At 63.0% G+C, this 17,646-nt stretch carries 15 protein-coding genes; 14 read left to right on the forward strand and 1 reads right to left on the reverse strand.

The window, feature by feature from the left end; all coding sequences use genetic code 11:
* Window positions 1–240: 240 nt before the first annotated feature.
* From CTR2_RS02825 to CTR2_RS02835, 3 genes are all read left to right on the forward strand, one after another.
* On the forward strand, window positions 241–1,437 hold the full coding sequence (locus tag CTR2_RS02825; protein ID WP_087085160.1) for a TlyA family RNA methyltransferase: 1,197 nt from the start codon (window positions 241–243) through the stop codon (window positions 1,435–1,437).
* 78 nt (window positions 1,438–1,515) lie between these two features.
* Window positions 1,516–2,343: a methylenetetrahydrofolate reductase [NAD(P)H] gene (gene metF / locus CTR2_RS02830; protein ID WP_034364143.1), complete on the forward strand. Its 828-nt coding sequence runs from the start codon at window positions 1,516–1,518 to the stop codon at window positions 2,341–2,343.
* A gap of 139 nt (window positions 2,344–2,482) precedes the next feature.
* Window positions 2,483–3,160, forward strand: coding sequence for a septal ring lytic transglycosylase RlpA family protein (locus CTR2_RS02835; RefSeq protein ID WP_087085268.1), 678 nt, complete (start codon window positions 2,483–2,485; stop codon window positions 3,158–3,160).
* 92 nt (window positions 3,161–3,252) lie between these two features.
* Here CTR2_RS02835 and CTR2_RS02840 read toward each other — a convergent pair whose 3' ends face one another.
* Window positions 3,253–4,119 (reverse strand): 23S rRNA (adenine(2030)-N(6))-methyltransferase RlmJ, encoded by an 867-nt coding sequence (locus CTR2_RS02840; protein WP_087085159.1) that lies wholly within the window; start codon window positions 4,117–4,119, stop codon window positions 3,253–3,255.
* A 332-nt stretch (window positions 4,120–4,451) separates the two neighbouring features.
* Here CTR2_RS02840 and rplM point away from each other — a divergent pair, with 332 nt between their 5' ends.
* From rplM to CTR2_RS02895, 11 genes are all read left to right on the forward strand, one after another.
* Window positions 4,452–4,880 (forward strand): 50S ribosomal protein L13, encoded by a 429-nt coding sequence (rplM, locus tag CTR2_RS02845; RefSeq protein WP_003059004.1) that lies wholly within the window; start codon window positions 4,452–4,454, stop codon window positions 4,878–4,880.
* Window positions 4,881–4,890: 10 nt separating this feature from the next.
* Window positions 4,891–5,283 carry a 30S ribosomal protein S9 gene (gene rpsI, locus CTR2_RS02850; RefSeq protein ID WP_003059002.1) on the forward strand — a complete coding sequence of 131 codons (393 nt, stop codon included), beginning with the start codon at window positions 4,891–4,893 and terminating at the stop codon, window positions 5,281–5,283.
* Between the two features lie 212 nt (window positions 5,284–5,495).
* Window positions 5,496–5,861: an iron-sulfur cluster insertion protein ErpA gene (erpA, locus tag CTR2_RS02855; protein WP_003059000.1), complete on the forward strand. Its 366-nt coding sequence runs from the start codon at window positions 5,496–5,498 to the stop codon at window positions 5,859–5,861.
* A gap of 82 nt (window positions 5,862–5,943) precedes the next feature.
* A complete protein-coding gene (mdtD, locus tag CTR2_RS02860; protein WP_254913460.1) occupies window positions 5,944–7,398 on the forward strand; it encodes a multidrug transporter subunit MdtD in 1,455 nt (484 codons plus the stop codon).
* A 318-nt stretch (window positions 7,399–7,716) separates the two neighbouring features.
* A complete protein-coding gene (gene xdhA, locus CTR2_RS02865) occupies window positions 7,717–9,327 on the forward strand; it encodes a xanthine dehydrogenase small subunit (protein ID WP_087085157.1) in 1,611 nt (536 codons plus the stop codon).
* A 1-nt stretch (window position 9,328) separates the two neighbouring features.
* On the forward strand, window positions 9,329–11,755 hold the full coding sequence (gene xdhB / locus CTR2_RS02870) for a xanthine dehydrogenase molybdopterin binding subunit (protein WP_087085156.1): 2,427 nt from the start codon (window positions 9,329–9,331) through the stop codon (window positions 11,753–11,755).
* Between the two features lie 163 nt (window positions 11,756–11,918).
* Window positions 11,919–13,220, forward strand: coding sequence for an NCS2 family permease (locus CTR2_RS02875; RefSeq protein WP_003061737.1), 1,302 nt, complete (start codon window positions 11,919–11,921; stop codon window positions 13,218–13,220).
* Window positions 13,221–13,697: 477 nt separating this feature from the next.
* Entirely contained in the window at window positions 13,698–14,687 is a 990-nt protein-coding gene (locus CTR2_RS02880; RefSeq protein WP_087085155.1) for an ABC transporter substrate-binding protein, read from the forward strand.
* 12 nt (window positions 14,688–14,699) lie between these two features.
* Window positions 14,700–15,554, forward strand: a complete 855-nt coding sequence (locus CTR2_RS02885; RefSeq protein ID WP_087085154.1) for an ABC transporter permease — start codon at window positions 14,700–14,702, stop codon at window positions 15,552–15,554.
* A complete protein-coding gene (locus CTR2_RS02890; protein WP_087085153.1) occupies window positions 15,551–16,276 on the forward strand; it encodes an ABC transporter ATP-binding protein in 726 nt (241 codons plus the stop codon). Before CTR2_RS02885 ends, CTR2_RS02890 begins: the two co-directional genes overlap by 4 nt.
* 13 nt (window positions 16,277–16,289) lie before the next feature.
* Window positions 16,290–17,642, forward strand: a complete 1,353-nt coding sequence (locus CTR2_RS02895) for an LLM class flavin-dependent oxidoreductase (RefSeq protein ID WP_087085152.1) — start codon at window positions 16,290–16,292, stop codon at window positions 17,640–17,642.
* Window positions 17,643–17,646 lie beyond the last annotated feature (4 nt).

The following is a 17,646-nucleotide window of genomic DNA, read 5'->3' on the forward strand; positions in this document are numbered from 1 at the left end:
GGGGACGACAGCCTCGCTGCGGGGCGGCCCTTGCTCGCTGTCCTGAGCTTGGAGCGCGCCCGTATCGGAACTGTGTTGATTTATTTGATAGCTGTTTGCGCTTGTTAGGTAATGCTTTCAGATGGATATCTATCTGAATCTTAAGCAGGACGAACGCAAGCAGCTATCAAAAAAGATTTCTTTTGCCCGCTGCACGCCGTGCAGCGCCTGGCACCGGTTTATTTCAAAGGAAGCGACGCTATGCGCGCAGATGTTTTTCTGGTTGAAGCAGGTCATGCTGCCACCCGTTCCCAGGCCCAGCGCCTGATCGCCTCGGGTGTGGAGTGGCGCCTGACGCCGCTGGCGCCATGGAAGAAAGTGGCCAAGAACGGCGATGACATTCCTGCCGGTGCCGAGCTGCAGCTGCTGGACGCCGCAGAGGCCAAATACATCTCGCGCGGCGGGCTCAAGCTCGAGGGCGCGCTGGCCGCGACCGGCCTGAGCGTCAAGGGCTTGCGCTGCCTGGATGTGGGCCAGAGCACGGGCGGCTTCACCGATTGCCTGCTGCAGGCCGGTGCGGCCCAGGTCATCGGCCTCGACGTGGGCCACGGCCAGCTGCACGAGCGCCTGAAGAATGACGAGCGCGTGGTCTGCGTCGAGGGCTTCAACGCCCGCGCGCTGACGCCCGAGCTGCTGGAGAAGGCCTGCGACGAGGCGCTGTGCGAAGTCATCGAGGAAGAAGAGGACAACGACACCCAGCCCGTCGCTCCCTATGCCTGGATGCGCAACGGCGGTCAGGTCGATGAGGACTATGACGACAGCGACGATGCCAAGGAGCAGGATGTCGAGAGCTTCAAGGCCGAGCGCGCCGCCAAGGCCAAGGCCCGTGCCGAAGGTCTGGCTCCGGTGGAATTGCGCCGCAAGCCCGGCACCGAAAATATCGACATCAGCCCGGCTTTCGATTTCGTGACCGGCGATCTGTCCTTCATCTCGCTGACCCTGGTGCTGCCTGCCGTGGTGCAGCTGCTCAAGCCCCATGGCCAGTTGCTGATGCTGGTCAAGCCCCAGTTCGAGCTGCAGCCCGGCCAGATCGGCAAGGGCGGCATCGTGCGCGACACGGCCTTGTACGCCGAGGTTGAAAAGCGCATTCGCGACTGCCTCGGCGATCTGGGGCTGAGCGTCAAGCAGTGGCTGGACTCGCCCATTGAGGGCGGCGACGGCAATCACGAATTCTTTGTCTGGGCCCAGCAGGGCGCTGAAGTCAAGACTCCGGCCCCCGTCGTTGCGGACGAAGCGGCTGCGGCCAGGCCGGCCGTCAAGGCGGCCGCCAAGCGCCCTTCGCGTGCCGACATCAAGGCCCAGCGCGCCAAGCAGGAGCTGTATGAGGACCCCGAGGTGGCCAGCTTCGGCCAGCCCGGCCCGGCCCGCAGCAAGCAGAAAAAACGCAACGAACGTTGAGCGTTGAGTAAAAAAGCGTGGCGGGTGCCGAGCCTTCGGAGCCCGCCCATGACCCAGGATTCAGAGACATAGACCGCCATGAGCTTTCCCGTCAGCTTCGAGTTTTTCCCCACCAAGACGCCCGAAGGCGCTGCCAAGCATGTGGGCGTGCGCCAGGCCCTGTATGCGCGCAAGCCCGAGTTCTGCTCCGTGACCTATGGCGCGGGCGGCTCCACCCAGGCCGGCACCTTCACCATGGTGCGCGACATCCAGAACGAAGGCGTGGGCGCGGCCTCGCACTTCTCCTGCATCGGCGCCACGCATGAAAAAGTGCGCGCCGAATTGAACGAACTCAAGGCCATGGGCGTCAAGCGCATCGTCGCCTTGCGCGGTGACCTGCCCAGCGGCTACGGCCTCGGCGGCGAGTTCCAGTACGCCAGCGATCTGGTGGCTTTCGTGCGCCAGGAGTTCGGCGACTGGTTTCACATCGAAGTCGCCGCTTATCCTGAAACTCACCCTCAAGCAAAGTCCCCTCGCAGCGATCTGGACGCATTTGTTGCTAAAGTGCGCGCTGGTGCAGATTCCGCCATCACGCAATACTTCTACAATGCCGACGCATACATGCGCTTTGTCGATGAGGTGAAGGCCCTGGGGCTCGACGTGCCGGTCGTGCCGGGAATCATGCCTATTACCAGCTCTACGCAGCTGATGCGCTTCTCGGATGCATGTGGTGCCGAGATTCCGCGCTGGATTCGTCTGCGTCTGCAGGCGTTCGGAGATGACACCGCTTCCATTCGTGCGTTCGGTCTGGATGTCGTGACTCATCTATGCGAGCAGTTGCGCAGCCAGGGTGCTCCCGGGCTGCACTTCTATACGATGAACCAGAGCGTCGCCACTCTGGAGATCTGCGACCGTCTGGGTCTGTAAGCCAAAAGCTTGCCGGCCGCGAGGCGGCCGGTCTTGGGCGGCTCTCACTTGAGCTTTCAAGGAGATTGCGCCCGTGCAACCGAAATTTTGGCGCTTGCGTTGTTGTCAGTGGATGGGTCTTGCCGTCGTCACCGCGACCATGGCCGGCTGTGCTCCACTGCCGGAAAAGCCCGAGGAACAGCCCCCCGTCGTTCAGAGCCATCCCCGAAAAAAGGGCGCGCAACCCAGTGTCTCCGCCCCCCTGCTGCCCGACGCCTATGCGCGCAGCAACTATCGCGACAAAGGCCTGGGCGTCAAGGCCAACAAGCCTGCGGATGCCGACAGGGCAGACTTGCCCGAAGACAGCAACAAGTACGAGCTGAGCCCTCCGCGAGAAAGCGACCAGGCGGGCCTGGCCTCCTGGTATGGCGAGCAGTTCCACGGCCGCAAGACGGCCAGCGGCGAGCGCTTTGACAGCATGGACATGACGGCAGCGCACAAGACCCTGCCTTTCGGGACGCGCGTTTGCGTGCGCAGCTCCGTGACCGGCAAGAGCGTGGTGGTGCGTATCAATGACCGCGGCCCCTTCGCGCCAGGTCGCGTCATCGACCTGAGCAAGGCCGCGGCCCAGGAGCTTGGCATGCTGGGCCTGGGCATCAAGCCCGTGGAGCTGTGGCAGCTGGACGCCGATGAGGACGAGTGCCCGGCCACGCTCAATGCGTCGAGCCGAAAGCGTCACCCCAGTGTGGCGCAGGGCGCTGCCGCCGCCAAGACTCGCGCGGCATCCGCGAATCAGCCCGCGCGCAAGGTCTCCCAGAGCGCCAAGCGCAAACGCTGAGCCATTATTGCTGTTGAAGGGGGCGCGCCGCTTGTAAAGCTGGTGCACCCGGACTGCAGAGGGCCGGCAAGGGCCGACCCTCTGCCGCACAATCAGCCGCCAGACTCCAGCGTGAATCCTGCATTGCTGTCCTGACCCAGCAGCTTGACCAGCTGCGGCATGGCGGGCTTGAGCTGATCCTTGAGGTTGAACGGCGGGTTGATCAGAAACATGCCGCTGGCGGGCAGGCCGCCGCGTTCGGAGGTCTTGTTGCTCTTGACCGTGAGCGTGGCATGCAGCCAGCTCTTGCCGGCCTTGGTGGCCATGGTCTTGAGGCGCTTGGGCAGATCATGGGCTTCGGGGCGCGGGATGATGGGGTACCAGACGGCGTAAGTGCCTGTGGGAAAGCGCTTGAGACCGTCCGCCGCCATGTCCAGCACGCGGCCGTAGTCGGTCTTCAATTCGTAGCTCGGATCGCAGAGCAGCAAGGCGCGGCGCGATGGCGGAGGCAGGAATTTCTTCACACCTTCGAAGCCATCCTCATGCAGGATGGCGACCTGGCGCCTGACTTCCAGCTGGGCCATGTTGCCGGTCAGCGAGCGCATGTCCGTGGGGTGCAGCTCGAAGGCCTTGAGACGGTCATGACCGCGCAGCAGCGCCTGGGTGATGAAGGGCGAGCCGGGATAGTTGCGGATGGCATTGCCCTGGTTGAAGCGACGCACCATCTGAAGATAGTCCTGCAGCACCGGGGCCAGCTCGGCCTCCTTGGTGGCAGCCAGGCGCAGCACGCCTTCATCGGCCTCGCCGCTCTTGCTGGCGTAGTCGCCGTCCAGGCGGTACAGGCCGGCGCCGCCGTGGGTGTCGAGCACCGTCAGCGCAGCCTCTTTTTGCGTGAGGTATTGCACGGTGGCAATCAGAACGGTGTGCTTGAGCACATCGGCGTGATTGCCTGCATGGAAGGCGTGGCGGTAACTGAACATAGAAATGGATGGTAACCAGCAGGGCAAGAGGGGAACAGCACTTTTTACCCTGTGGTCTTTAAAGGCTGTCGGCGCCTGGGTGCAGAGGGAGAAACAGGCACTAGGGGCTGTTTCACAACAGGCTGCTGCACGAAAACACGCAGATTCTGGCGTTTTTGTATAATGGCGGGCTTCGCAGCGATTTTATGGTTCCCGCGGCGAAGGCTTGGTCCGAGTTTAAATTGGTCCGAGTAACCCCGCCTAAGAGGCTTCCTTTAAAAGACCTGTCTTTTTCAAGAAGAAGCACCGACCGCGGAAAAGGGACCGCCAAACCTTCTTGAAAGAGAAAACTCATGTCTACATTCAGCGCAAAGCCCGCTGAGGTGCAACACGAGTGGTTTGTGATTGACGCCACCGATAAGGTGCTCGGACGTGTCGCCAGCGAAGTGGCACTCCGTCTGCGCGGCAAGCACAAGGCCATTTACACACCTCACGTTGACACCGGTGACTACATCGTCATCATCAACGCCTCCAAGCTCAAGGTCACTGGTACCAAGAACCTGGACAAGGTGTACTACCGTCACTCCGGTTTCCCCGGCGGCATCACTGCCACCAACTTCCGCGACCTGCAAGCCAAGTTCCCTGGCCGTGCTCTCGAGAAGGCCGTCAAGGGCATGCTGCCCAAGGGTCCTCTGGGCTACGCCATGATCAAGAAGCTGAAGGTTTACGGCGGTGCTGAGCACCCCCATACCGCACAGCAGCCTAAGGCTCTGGAAATCTAAGGAGACCTAGATGATTGGTGATTGGAACAATGGCACAGGCCGTCGCAAGTCCAGCGTCGCTCGCGTGTTTCTGAAGAAGGGCTCCGGCAAGATTACTGTGAATGGCAAGGACATTCAGCAGTACTTCGGTCGCGAAACCTCCATCATGATCGCAAAGCAACCCCTGGTTCTGACTGAGAACCTGGAGACTTTCGACATTCAAGTGAACGTCCATGGCGGCGGCGAATCCGGTCAAGCCGGTGCAACCCGTCACGGCATCACCCGTGCCCTGATCGACTATGACGCAGCTCTGAAGCCTGCACTGAGCCAAGCCGGCTTCGTGACTCGCGACGCTCGTGAAGTCGAACGTAAGAAGGTCGGTCTGCACTCCGCACGCCGCGCCAAGCAGTTCTCGAAGCGTTAATCCGTTTCCCCTGCAGGAAAGACTCTGCGGAGTCTTTTCACGAAAAAACCGCCTCGAATGCAAATTCCTGGCGGTTTTTTCATGGGCGGCCGCAGCCTTGTCCAGCGCCTGCGCAAAGCCCCCACTTGCACTGGCGACAAAGAGATACGGCCGGTATTCCCGAGCCCCTTGCTGTACCATTTCAGGCAATCAAGAAACTACGGAGTAATGCCATGAGCGCCGTTGCTGAAACCACGACCACCGAAATGCCTTCCCCCATCGTCTTCACCGACAGCGCTGCTGCCAAGGTGGCCGATCTGATTGCCGAAGAAGGCAATCCCGATCTGAAGCTGCGCGTTTTTGTGCAAGGTGGTGGCTGCTCCGGTTTCCAGTACGGTTTCACCTTCGACGAGATCACCAACGACGACGACACCACCATGACCAAGAACGGTGTCTCGCTGCTGATCGACTCCATGAGCTATCAGTATCTGGTGGGTGCCGAGATCGACTACAAGGAAGACCTGCAGGGTGCTCAGTTCGTGATCAAGAACCCCAACGCCTCGACCACCTGCGGTTGCGGCTCCAGCTTCTCGGTCTGAGTCGAATGATTGTCTGCGCGCCGGCCGCTCTGGTCTGGCGTTCGTATATTGCTTAAGCCGCTGCGAGTCAGCGGCTTTTTTATTGCCGTGCCGCCTTGTTCCGGAGCTGCCCATGGGTGAGATGCCCGTCATGCACCATAGTGCCCCCCACAAAGAAAGACTGCTGTGGCTGGTGGCCATAGGCTTTTTCATGCAGTCGCTGGACGCGACCATTCTCAACACGGCGTTGCCGGCCATGGCGACCGAGCTGGGCGAGAGCCCGATGAAGATGCAGTCCGTCATCGTGGCCTATGCGCTGACCACGGCCATGCTGATTCCTGCCACGGGCTGGGTGGCCGACCGCTTTGGCACGCGACGTGTCTATGGCTGGGCGATCGGCCTGTTTGTGCTGGGCTCGGTGCTGTGCGCGCTCTCGCCCAGCCTGCCGTTTCTGATCGCGGCACGCGTGGTGCAGGGCGTGGGCGGCGCCATGATGCTGCCCGTGGGGCGGCTGGCCGTGCTGCGCACCTATCCGCGTGGCGAGTTCATTCGCGCCATGAGCTTCATCGCCATACCGGGCCAGGTCGGGCCGCTGCTGGGGCCTACCCTGGGCGGCTGGATGGTGGAGTACGCCAGCTGGCACTGGATCTTCTGGATCAATGTGCCGGTGGGACTGATCGGGCTGTGGGCCACCTGGCGCTGGTTCCCGCGCAGCGCGCCCGTGGCCGTGCACCGCTTTGACGGCACGGGCTACGCCATGCTGGCCTTCGGCATGGTGGCGATTTCCATCGCGCTGGACGGCTTGTCCGGCATGGGACTGGGCATGGCGCTGGTGGTGGTGCTCATGGTGTTCGGCCTGGCCAGCCTGGCCAGCTACTGGATGCATGCGCTGCGCGTGGATGAGCCGCTGTTCCCGCCGGGCCTGTTCAAGGTGCGCTCGCTGCGCGTGGGCCTGCTGGGCAATCTGTTCACCCGCTTCGGCAGCGGTGCCGCTCCGTTTCTGATTCCGCTGATGCTGCAGGTCGGCCTCAAGATGTCGCCCATGAACGCGGGTCTGATGATGCTGGCGACCGTCACCGGCAGCATGCTGGTCAAGCGCATCGCGGTGCGCACGGTGCAGCGCTTTGGCTACAAGCGCGTGCTGCAGGTCAACTCGGTGATGCTGGCGGTGATGCTGGCCTCGTTCGGGCTGGTGGTTCCGGGCACGCCGGTCTGGCTGCTGCTGGTGCAGCTGTTCATCTTCGGCGGCTTCAACTCCATGCAGTTCTCGGCCATGAATTCGGTCACGCTCAAGGACATGGAGGGCGAGTCGGCCAGCAGCGGCAACAGCCTGCTGTCCATGGTGCAGATGCTGGCCATGAGCATGGGCGTGGCACTGGCCGGAGCCTTGCTGACGGGCTTCAGCGATATGTGGCCGGCGCACAGCGACGAGCGCATGCAGGCCATTCGCGCCACCTTCGTGACGGTGGCTCTGATGACGCTGGCGGCCACGCTGGTGTTCAGCCAGCTCGATGCCGACGAGCCCGTGCGTCCGGCTCCCGATGGTGGCGATGCCTGAAAATTTGATAGCTTTTAGCGCTTGTCAGTAAACGATTTCAGATAGATTTATCTATGAAGTTGTTTGATGGAAGGCGCTATTAGCTATTGATGCAGGAGCGTGACCTTGCTCCCATCTCCTGGGACTTACCCGTAGAAAACCGGGTTTTGTACGGGTTCTCCCTTGATTTTGGTCATGGATATATGACGCACTACATAGCCCCTATGAGCGCGTCCATATGAGAAGCTGCCCCTGCAGGCGTAGCCTTCGATCTTGACGAATGCTGCGTTTGGAATGCATCTTGCATGCAGGCATTCAATCTCACCCTGTCCCACGATCATGAGCACCAGTCAGAACTCTCAACCGATACGCTTCTTCCACCGTGGCGAGGTGGTGGAAGTGCAAGGCCCGCACCCCACACGCTCCGTGCTGCAATGGCTGCGCGAGGATGCCCATTGCACGGGCACCAAGGAAGGCTGCAACGAAGGCGATTGCGGTGCCTGCACGGTAGTCATCGGCGAGCTGGCCGAAGCCGGCGATACCGAGGCCATCAACGGCCTGCGCCTGCAGACCGTCAATGCCTGCATTCAGTTTCTGCCCAGCCTGCATGGCAAGGCCCTGTTCACGGTGGAAGACCTCAAGAGCCAGTGCGCGGGCAAGTCTGCCTGCGCCGGCAAGCCGGCAGGCCCGCAAAGCCTGCACCCGGTACAGCAGGCCATGGTGGAGTGCCATGGTTCGCAATGCGGCTTCTGCACGCCCGGCATCGTGATGACGCTGTGGTCGGCCTATGAGCATCACCAGCAGCAAGGCAGCGAGCCCACGCGCCAGCAACTGGCCGACGAACTCTCGGGCAATCTGTGCCGCTGCACGGGCTACCGCCCCATTCTCGATGCCGGTCAGCGCATGTTCGATCTGCCTGCCGTGCGGCTGGATACGGCGCCCGTGGTGGCTGCGCTCCAGGGCCTGCAGGCCGAGGCCGGCGACGCGGGGCTGAACTATGCGGCGCCCCAGGGCCTGCGCACCGACTTCTTCCACGCTCCGCGCACGCTGGCGGATCTGGCCAGCCTGTGCGAGGCCAAGCCCAAGGCCCGCATCGTGGCCGGCTCCACCGATGTGGGGCTCTGGGTCAACAAGCAGTTCCGCGACCTGGGCGACATGATTTACGTCGGCGATGTGGCCGAGATGAAGCGCATCGAAGTGCGGCCCGATGCCGAGGGCGGTGAGTTGTACATCGGCGCCGGGGCTTCGCTGGAGTCCGCCTGGAGCGCGTTGGTGCAGCGCTGGCCCAGTCTGACCGATGTCTGGCTGCGCTTCGCTTCCACGCCCATCCGCCACGCGGGGACCATGGGCGGCAATGTGGCCAATGGTTCGCCGATCGGTGATTCGCCGCCGGTGCTGATGGCGCTGGATGCCCAGATCGAGCTGCGCAAGGGCGAGCGTGTGCGCCGCATGCCGCTGACGGATTTCTATCTGGACTATATGAAGAACCAGCTGGAGTCTGGCGAGTTCGTGCAGGCCCTGGCGGTTCCGCTGGCGGCCATGCAGCGCCAGGTGCGCGGCTACAAGATCAGCAAGCGCTTCGACTGCGATATTTCGGCCCTGTGCGCCGGCTTTGCCGTCGAGCTTGATGGCGAGATCGTGCAATCCATCCGACTGGCATTCGGCGGCATGGCCGCCACGGTCAGAAGAGCTGCCAATGCGGAGGCTGCCTTGCTTGGGAAACCCTGGAGTCTTGAAAATGTGAAGGCTGCTCAGGCCGCACTGGCCCAGGATTTCAAGCCCATGAGCGATATGCGCGCCAGCGCCGACTACCGTCTCAAGGTGGCGCAGAACCTGATCCAGCGTCTGTGGCTGGAAACGCGCGCCGATCAGCCGCAAAGTACCGAGGCGACCAGTGTCTGGAGCGTGATGCCCCATGTTGTTCCCGCCGCCGTGGAGCAAGGAGTCTGAAATGAACCACCCCCTTGAATTGACGAATGAATTGGTGGCAGAAGCCTTTGCCGACTACCGCAAGAACCAGGCCTATCGCATCGACGAAGTGACCGAGGCCAAGGCCCATGACCAGGGCGCGCGCGTGGGCGTGAGCCGCAAGCACGAGTCCGCACACCTGCATGTGGCCGGCGAGGCCGCCTATATCGACGACCTGCCAGAGCTGGAAGGCACGCTGCATTGCGCCCTGGGTCTCTCTCCCGTGGCCCACGGCCGTTTGACGGCGCTGGCGCTGGAGGCCGTGCGCGCCATGCCCGAAGTGGTGGACGTGATCACGGCAGCCGACATCCCCGGTGTCAACGACTGCGGCTCCATCATTCATGACGACCCGATTCTGTGTGATGGCGAAATCCGCTACGTGGGCCAGCCCCTGTTCGCCGTGATTGCTCGCTCGCGCGATGCGGCAAGACGTGCGGCCGCCCTGGCCAAGGCGGCCGCCACCATCAGTGAGCTGCCGCCCGTGCTGACACCGCGCAAGGCCCATGAGCTGGGCCAGTACGTGATGCCGCCCATGCACCTGGAGCGCAGCACGCGCGAAGGTGGCGCGCGCGCCGCCATGGATGCCGCGCCGCACCGCCTCAAGGGTTCTTTCGATGTGGGCGGGCAGGAGCAGTTCTATCTGGAAGGACAGATCAGCTACGCCACGCCCAAGGAAGACGGGGCCGTGCATATTCATTGCTCCACCCAGCATCCCAGCGAAATGCAGCATCTGGTGGCACATGCCCTGGGCGTGGCTTCGCACAGCGTGCATGTGGAATGCCGGCGCATGGGCGGTGGCTTCGGCGGCAAGGAATCGCAGTCGGCGCTGTTCGCCTGCGTGGCGGCCGTGGCGGCCATCCGGCTGCAGAAACCGGTCAAGCTGCGCCTGGATCGCGACGACGACTTCATGATCACCGGTCGCCGTCACTGCTTCTGGTATGAGTACGAAGTGGGCTATGACGATGAAGGCCGCGTGCTGGGCGCCGAGATCTCCATGGTCTCGCGCTCCGGTCACTCTGCCGATCTGTCGGCGCCGGTGATGACGCGTGCGCTCTGCCATTTCGACAATACCTACTGGCTGCCCGATGTGCTCATGCACGGCTATATGGGCAAGACCAACACCCAGAGCAATACGGCTTTCCGCGGCTTTGGCGGGCCCCAGGGCGCGATTGCCATCGAGAACATTCTGGATACGGTGGCGCGCAGCCTGGGGCGCGATCCGCTCGATGTGCGGCGCGTCAACTTCTACGGCAAGGGCGAGCGCAACATCACGCCCTACGAGCAGGTCGTGACCGATAACGTGATTCACGAGCTGGTGGCCGAGCTGGAGGAGTCCAGCGACTATCGTGCACGCCGTGCGGCCGTGAATGCCTTCAACGCCACCAGTGCCGTGCTCAAGCGCGGCCTGGCGCTGACACCGCTGAAGTTCGGCATCTCCTTCAATGTGGCCCACTTCAACCAGGCCGGTGCACTGGTCCACATCTATACCGACGGCTCTATCCTCGTCAACCATGGCGGCACCGAAATGGGCCAGGGCCTGAACACCAAGGTTGCGCAGGTGGTGGCACACGAGCTGGGCGTGGCCTTCGAGAATGTGCGCGTGACGGCCACCGATACCAGCAAGGTGGCCAACACCTCGGCCACGGCGGCTTCGACGGGGGCCGACCTCAACGGCAAGGCCGCACAGGATGCCGCACGTCAGCTGCGCGAACGTCTGGCCGAATGCGCAGCACGCCTGCATGGCGGCGATGCCCATGACGTGCGCTTTGCCAACAATGCGGTGCAGGTCAATGGCCAGAATGTGCCGTTTGCCGAGCTGGTGCGCGCCGCCTATCTGCAGCGTGTGCAGCTGTGGTCGGATGGCTTCTATGCCACGCCCGGCCTGCACTGGGATGGCAAGCGCATGAAGGGCCACCCCTTCTTCTACTTTGCCTATGGCGCCGCCGTCAGCGAAGTGGTCATCGATACGCTGACGGGCGAATGGAAGCTGTTGCGCGCCGATGTGCTGCATGATGTGGGGCGCTCGCTGAACCCCGCCGTCGATGTGGGCCAGGTGGAGGGAGCCTTCATTCAGGGCATGGGCTGGCTGACCACCGAAGAGCTGGTCTGGCATCCGCAAACCGGAAAGCTCACGACCCATGCGCCCAGCACCTACAAGATTCCTACGGCCAATGACTGCCCGCCGGTCTTCAATGTGCGTCTGTTCGAGGGCGATAACTATGAAGACTCCATCCACCGCAGCAAGGCCGTGGGCGAGCCCCCGCTGCTGCTGCCGTTCTCGGTGTTCTTCGCGATTCGCGATGCGGTGTCGGCCGCCGGCGAGCACCGCATGAACCCTCCACTGCAGGCGCCTGCCACGTCAGAAGCCATCCTGCGCGCAGTGGAAGCCGTTCAAGGGCACACTGGCTAGTTTTTCCTCACAGGTGTTGTCGCCTTGCGGGGCGGCAGCCATTCTGAGTCATGGCTGTTTGCCGCGGGGCAAGGCCATGTGCTGCGCCGCTCATTTGGCGGCGCAGGACTGGGCGCGTTCCTCGCGTTGCGCCTCGCATGCAAAACAACACGGAGACTATGCAATGAACTGGACAGAGCGGATATTCAAACTCAGGGAGCACAACACCAATGTGCGCACGGAACTGGTCGCAGGCCTGACGACCTTTCTTTCAATGGCCTACATCATGTTCGTCAACCCCTCCATTCTGGGGGATGCGGGCATGCCAAAAGGCTCGGTCTTTGTCGCCACCTGCCTGATCGCAGCGCTGGGATCGACCATCATGGCGCTGTATGCGAACTACCCGATCGCGTTGGCGCCGGGCATGGGGCTGAACGCCTATTTTGCCTACGTGGTGGTGCTCAAGATGGGCTATACGTGGGAGGCTGCCCTGGGTGCGGTGTTCGTCTCGGGATGTCTGTTCCTGATCTGCACGATGCTGGGCTTGCGTGAGCTAATCATCAAGGGCATACCGCAGTCCATACGCGTTTCCATCACCGTGGGTCTGGGTCTTTTCCTGGCGCTGATCGCGCTCAAGACCGCCGGTGTGGTTGCTGCCGACCAGAACACCTATGTGACGCTGGGCGATCTGCACAAGCCCGAGGTCATCATGGCGCTGCTGGGCTTTTTGCTGATCGTGGTGCTGGACCGCCTCAAGGTGCCGGGTGCCTTGCTGATCGGCATTCTGGCCGTGACCGTGGCCTCGTTCTTCTTCGGCGGCAACACCTTCCACGGCATCTTCTCGGCACCTCCCTCCATCGAGCCCACTTTCATGAAGCTCGACATCAAGACGGCGCTGACCACGGGCTTCCTCAATGTGGTGCTGGTGTTCTTCCTGGTGGAACTGTTCGATGCCACCGGCACGCTGATGGGCGTGGCGCGTCGCGCCGGTCTGCTGGTGCCTGAGCGCATGGGGCGTTTCAACCGCTCGCTGCTGGCCGATTCGGGCGCGATTTTCGTGGGCTCCATCCTGGGTACCTCCAGCACCACCGCCTATGTGGAGAGCGCTGCCGGTGTGCAGGCTGGCGGTCGTACCGGTCTGACGGCTCTCACGGTTGCCATGCTCTTCCTGGCCTGTTTGTTCATCGCGCCGCTGGCCGGTGTGGTGCCCGGCTATGCCACTGCACCTGCGCTGCTGTTCGTGGCCTGCCTGATGCTGCGTGACCTGACGGAAGTGCAGTGGGATGAAACCACCGAAGCCATACCGGCAGTCGTCACCGCGCTGATGATGCCTTTCACCTACTCCATTGCCAACGGTCTGGCCTTCGGCTTCATCACCTATGCCGTACTCAAGCTGTGCACGGGCAAGGTCAAGGAGGTGCACTGGATCATGTGGGTGATTGCTGCCCTGTTCCTGTTCAAGTTCATCTACGTCGGCGGTCACTGAGCGCTCATGCGCTGATCGAGCCTGGCTGTAATCTGTGCCGGGCCATGTCAGTCGGAGGAGAGGCCGGCTGACATGGTTCGCTGGAGCACGCCAGGCATGAAATCACAGATGCAACAAGCAGTCCGACTTCTGGTGGGGTCGGGCTGTTTTGCATTGTGAATGGCAAGACATTTGCAAGCATGTCATCCGAGCATGTGTTGACCGCCAGACACCCAGGCCCCAGGCGGCCGGCCATTTCCCCAAGCTTCAACAACATTGATTTCATGAGCATATTGCTGAATCAAAGCTTGTTGCGCGCTTTGCGGGTGGCGGAATTCAACTTGTGCAGTCTTAAGTGCTTGGCAGCACAGTGAAATTCATGTGAGGCCGGTGATCTGGCTCAGGCGCTCGGATGAGTTGGTTGTTTCCAAATTTGAAATCAATATTTTTTGATCTGTCGACTGCTCCCTAGCATCCGTCCCATTGCATACATGGGAGATGGAAGTGGACAAGCGTGGATTCCTGCTGGCAGGGCCTTCATTGCTGGCAGTGGCTGCCATGGGCGCCGCCGGTGTTGCACGTGCTGCGGCAGACGCCAGGACCAGGCTGGTTGTCGCTGACCAGAGCGAGCTGATTCGCCATCTGCTGGATGCCAGCGGTGAACGCAAGAAGACCGGTTTTCAGCTGGAGCTGCCCAATTTTGCCGGCGGTCCGGCCATTTTCGAGGCCATCCGCGCCGGAGCGCTGGACATGGCTTATGTGGGAGATACGCCTCCCATCCAGGCGCGGGCCGCAGGCGTGAACCTGCCCATCATCGCGACCTTCACCCGCGCCAGGGCGGAATATCGTTTGCTCCAGCATGCCGGTGCCGGGGTGGAGCGCCTGAGCGATCTGCGCGGCAAGCGCGTGAGCTATGTGGAAGGCTCGGGGCGCCAGGTGTTCCTGATCGAGGCCCTGAACCGAGCGGGCCTGACGCTCAAGGATGTCACGCTGGTGCATCTGCGCGTGGCCGAGCTCAACGATGCCTTGCGGGCCCGTGCCGTCGATGTCGCCACCATTTCCGAGCCGCATGTCACGAGGCTGTCCAGGCAGATTGGAGCGCGCGTGGTGCCCGATCCGCTGGAGCGCCAGCTGCTGCCGTCCACCTCCTATATCTATGCCCGCCCCGAGGTGCTGGCCGATCCGCAAAAGGCCGAGGCCATCCGCGAGTTCCTGGCCTCTTTCGTGCGCGCGGGGCGCTGGAGCAATACCCATCGCAAGGAATGGGAGCAGCATTACCTGCGCAATTTCCAGCGTCTCGATGCCGAGAGCGCGGCGGCCATACAGGCGGCACAGGCCCCGCTGGAGTTTCAGACGGCGGCGCAGGCAGTGCCTCACCATCAGAAGCTCATCGACATCCTGCACAGCGCCGGCAGTCTGCCACGGCGTCTGGACGCCAGGGACTCCTTTCTGGCCAGCTATGACGGCGTGATCGTCGCCAATCGCTGAGGAGCTGCCGTGATGACACCGATTCCTCTGGAAGCGCGCGTGGCTGGCTGGCAGTCTCAGGCCGCGCCGCTTGCCACACCAGACCGCAAAGCCCCGGCACTGGTGCCGGCCCGCTTGTCGCCGGGCATGCTGCTGGCCGGGCCGGTCCTGTTGTTGCTGGTGTGGGAGGCTGCATCGCGCCTGGGTTATCTCTCGCCCGAGACGCTGACCGCACCGTCGCAGGCCCTGCGTACTGGCTACGAAATGGTGCTCGATGGCAGCCTGCTGCCGCATCTGCTGGCTTCGGCCGGGCGCGCCTACACGGGACTGTTTCTGGGCATCGTGGTAGGCGTGCTGCTGGCGCTGGCCGCCGGGCTGAGTCGCAGCGGCGAGGCCCTGATCGATGGCCTGGTGCAGATCAAGCGGGCCGTTCCCACGCTGGCGCTGATTCCGCTGGCCATCATCTGGCTGGGCATAGGCGAGGCGATGAAAGTCTTCCTCATCTTCACCGCCGTGCTGATTCCCATCTATATCAACACGCATGCAGCGCTGCGCAGCATAGACATCGGTCATGTGGAGCTGGCGCAGACGCTGGGACTGTCGCGTGCCGAGTTCATCCGCAAGGTGGCCCTGCCGGGTGCCTTGCCAGGCTTTTTTGTCGGCCTGCGCATGGCGGTCTCGCTGTGCTGGACGGCGCTGGTGGTGCTGGAGCTGATCAACACTCAGACCGGCATCGGCTATCTGATGAACCGTGCGCGCGACTGGGGGCAGACCGATGTGATCGTGGTGGGCATTCTGATCTACGCGCTGCTGGGTCTGCTCTCCGACGCCGCGGTGCGGCGTCTGGAGGCGCATGTGCTGTCCTACCGGAGGTCGCTGGGATCATGAGCAATCCATCATTGACCGGCTTCGTGAACCTGCGCGGCTTCAGTCGAAGCTTTCATGGCAAACAGGTGCTCGACGACCTCCATCTCGATATCGCCCCAGGGCAGTTCGTGGCATTGCTGGGGGAGTCGGGCTCGGGCAAGACCACGCTGTTGCGCGCATTGGCCGGTCTGGATGCAGAGGCTCGGAGTTCGGGGACGGCGGTTGCGCATGGCAATGTGTCCGTGCTGTTCCAGGACTCGCGCCTGCTGCCCTGGCTGACGGTGCTGGATAACCTGACGCTGGGGCTGGACGCGCAGGCTGCCCGGCCTGCCGCAGCTCAGTTGCTGCGCGAGGTGGGTCTGGCAGACAAGGCCGCTGCCTGGCCCGCCACCTTGTCGGGTGGGCAAAAGCAGCGCGCGGCATTGGCTCGCTCCTTGCTGCGAGAACCCCATGTGCTGCTGGCCGACGAGCCTTTTGGCGCCCTCGATGCGCTGACCCGCCTGCGCATGCAGGGCCTCTTGCGGCGCATGGTGGAGCGCATACGCCCGACGGTGATTCTGGTGACCCACGATGTGGATGAATCCCTGCTGCTGGCAGACCGGATTCTGGTGCTCAGGGACGGAAAGATTGCCGAAGACCATGCGCTGGATCTGGCCCATCCGCGGCGACCCGATCACCCCGCTTTCATGCAGCTGCGCACGACCTTGCTGCGCAGTCTGGGCGTGGAAGCCGAATTTGCCTGAAAGAAATCCAGCCATGACACGACAACTACACCTGAACCTGTTTCTGATGACACGAGGCCACCACGAAGGTGCCTGGCGTCACCCCGGAGCCAATCGCAAGGCACTGACCGATCTGGAGCTCTATGTGGATGCGGCCCGCATCGCCGAGGCGGCCAAGTTCGATGCCGTGTTTCTGGCTGACGGGCTGGTCGGGCCCGACAACGGGCAGATGGCTTCTTCAGGTCAGCTGGAGCCGCTGCTGCTGCTGGCTGCACTGGCGCAGCATACGCAGCGCATCGGGCTGATCGGCACGGCTTCCACCACCTACAGCCTGCCCTATACGCTGGCGCGGCAGTTCGCCACGCTGGACCATCTCTCCAAGGGGCGGGCAGGCTGGAATATCGTGACCTCCTGGTTGCCCAGGGCGGGAGAAAACTACGGGTTGCAAGAGAACGTCGAGCATGCCGAGCGCTACCGCATCGCCGACGAGTTCGTGGCTGCAGTGGATGCGCTATGGCGCAGCTTTCCGGGCGGGGCAGTGGTGGACGATGCCGGATCGGGCCAGTACTTGGACATCGGCCAGGTGCGCCCCGTCAACTATGCGGGCACGCATATCCGTACGCGCGGACCGCTGAATGTGCCGGGCAGCCCCCAGGGCCGTCCGGTGCTGGTGCAGGCCGGGCAGTCCGATACCGGCCGGGCCTTTGCCGCGCAATGGGCCGAGGCCATTTTCACGGCGCATGGCAGCAAGGAGTCGGCACAAGGCTTTTATGCCGATATCAAGGGGCAGGCGAAGGCTCTGGGGCGCAGGGCCGAGGACATCGTGATTCTGCCGGGTATCAGCGCCGCGATTGGGTCGACGGAGTACGAAGCCCGTCAGGTGTGGGAGGAACTCGACAGCCTGACCAGCATCGACGTGGGGCTGGGGCGCCTGTCGGCCCGCTTCGGTGGCCATGATTTCAGCGGCCTGCCGCTGGACCGCCGGCTCACGCGCGACGATTTTCCCGACCCTGCGCTGGTCGAGGCTTCCAGGAGCCGCGCCATGGGCTATGTGGAGACCACGCTGCGCGACGGGCTCACGCTGCGTCAGCTGCTCAAGCGGCTGGCAGGCGCGCGCGGGCATCTGGCGATTGCCGGCACGCCCGAGCAGGTGGCGGACACGATCGAAGACTGGTTCCGCACGGGTGCTGCCGATGGTTTCAATGTGATGCCCCCGGTGATCACGCAGCAGCTGGAGCTGTTTGCCAGCGAGGTCGTGCCCATCTTGCGCAAGCGTGGGCTGTTCCGCAGCGACTACCAGAGCAGCACGCTGCGCGGCCATTTCGGCTTGCCCGATCTACCCGTGGCGCAGCACAAGGCGCAGGCGGAAGCCGCAGTAGCGGCCTGAGACT

This window comes from Comamonas thiooxydans (assembly GCF_002157685.2).
Lineage (GTDB): Bacteria > Pseudomonadota > Gammaproteobacteria > Burkholderiales > Burkholderiaceae_C > Comamonas > Comamonas testosteroni_H.

Bases quoted from the DNA above. Each gene is read 5' to 3' on its own strand.
- CTR2_RS02825 (WP_087085160.1), top strand. From the start codon at position 241: ATGCGCGCAGATGTTTTTCTGGTTGAAGCAGGTCATGCTGCCACCCGT.
- metF (WP_034364143.1), top strand. From the start codon at position 1,516: ATGAGCTTTCCCGTCAGCTTCGAGTTTTTCCCCACCAAGACGCCCGAA.
- CTR2_RS02835 (WP_087085268.1), top strand. From the start codon at position 2,483: ATGGCCGGCTGTGCTCCACTGCCGGAAAAGCCCGAGGAACAGCCCCCC.
- CTR2_RS02840 (WP_087085159.1), bottom strand. From the start codon at position 4,119: ATGTTCAGTTACCGCCACGCCTTCCATGCAGGCAATCACGCCGATGTG.
- rplM (WP_003059004.1), top strand. From the start codon at position 4,452: ATGTCTACATTCAGCGCAAAGCCCGCTGAGGTGCAACACGAGTGGTTT.
- rpsI (WP_003059002.1), top strand. From the start codon at position 4,891: ATGATTGGTGATTGGAACAATGGCACAGGCCGTCGCAAGTCCAGCGTC.
- erpA (WP_003059000.1), top strand. From the start codon at position 5,496: ATGAGCGCCGTTGCTGAAACCACGACCACCGAAATGCCTTCCCCCATC.
- xdhA (WP_087085157.1), top strand. From the start codon at position 7,717: ATGAGCACCAGTCAGAACTCTCAACCGATACGCTTCTTCCACCGTGGC.
- xdhB (WP_087085156.1), top strand. From the start codon at position 9,329: ATGAACCACCCCCTTGAATTGACGAATGAATTGGTGGCAGAAGCCTTT.
- CTR2_RS02875 (WP_003061737.1), top strand. From the start codon at position 11,919: ATGAACTGGACAGAGCGGATATTCAAACTCAGGGAGCACAACACCAAT.
- CTR2_RS02880 (WP_087085155.1), top strand. From the start codon at position 13,698: ATGGAAGTGGACAAGCGTGGATTCCTGCTGGCAGGGCCTTCATTGCTG.
- CTR2_RS02885 (WP_087085154.1), top strand. From the start codon at position 14,700: ATGACACCGATTCCTCTGGAAGCGCGCGTGGCTGGCTGGCAGTCTCAG.
- CTR2_RS02890 (WP_087085153.1), top strand. From the start codon at position 15,551: ATGAGCAATCCATCATTGACCGGCTTCGTGAACCTGCGCGGCTTCAGT.
- CTR2_RS02895 (WP_087085152.1), top strand. From the start codon at position 16,290: ATGACACGACAACTACACCTGAACCTGTTTCTGATGACACGAGGCCAC.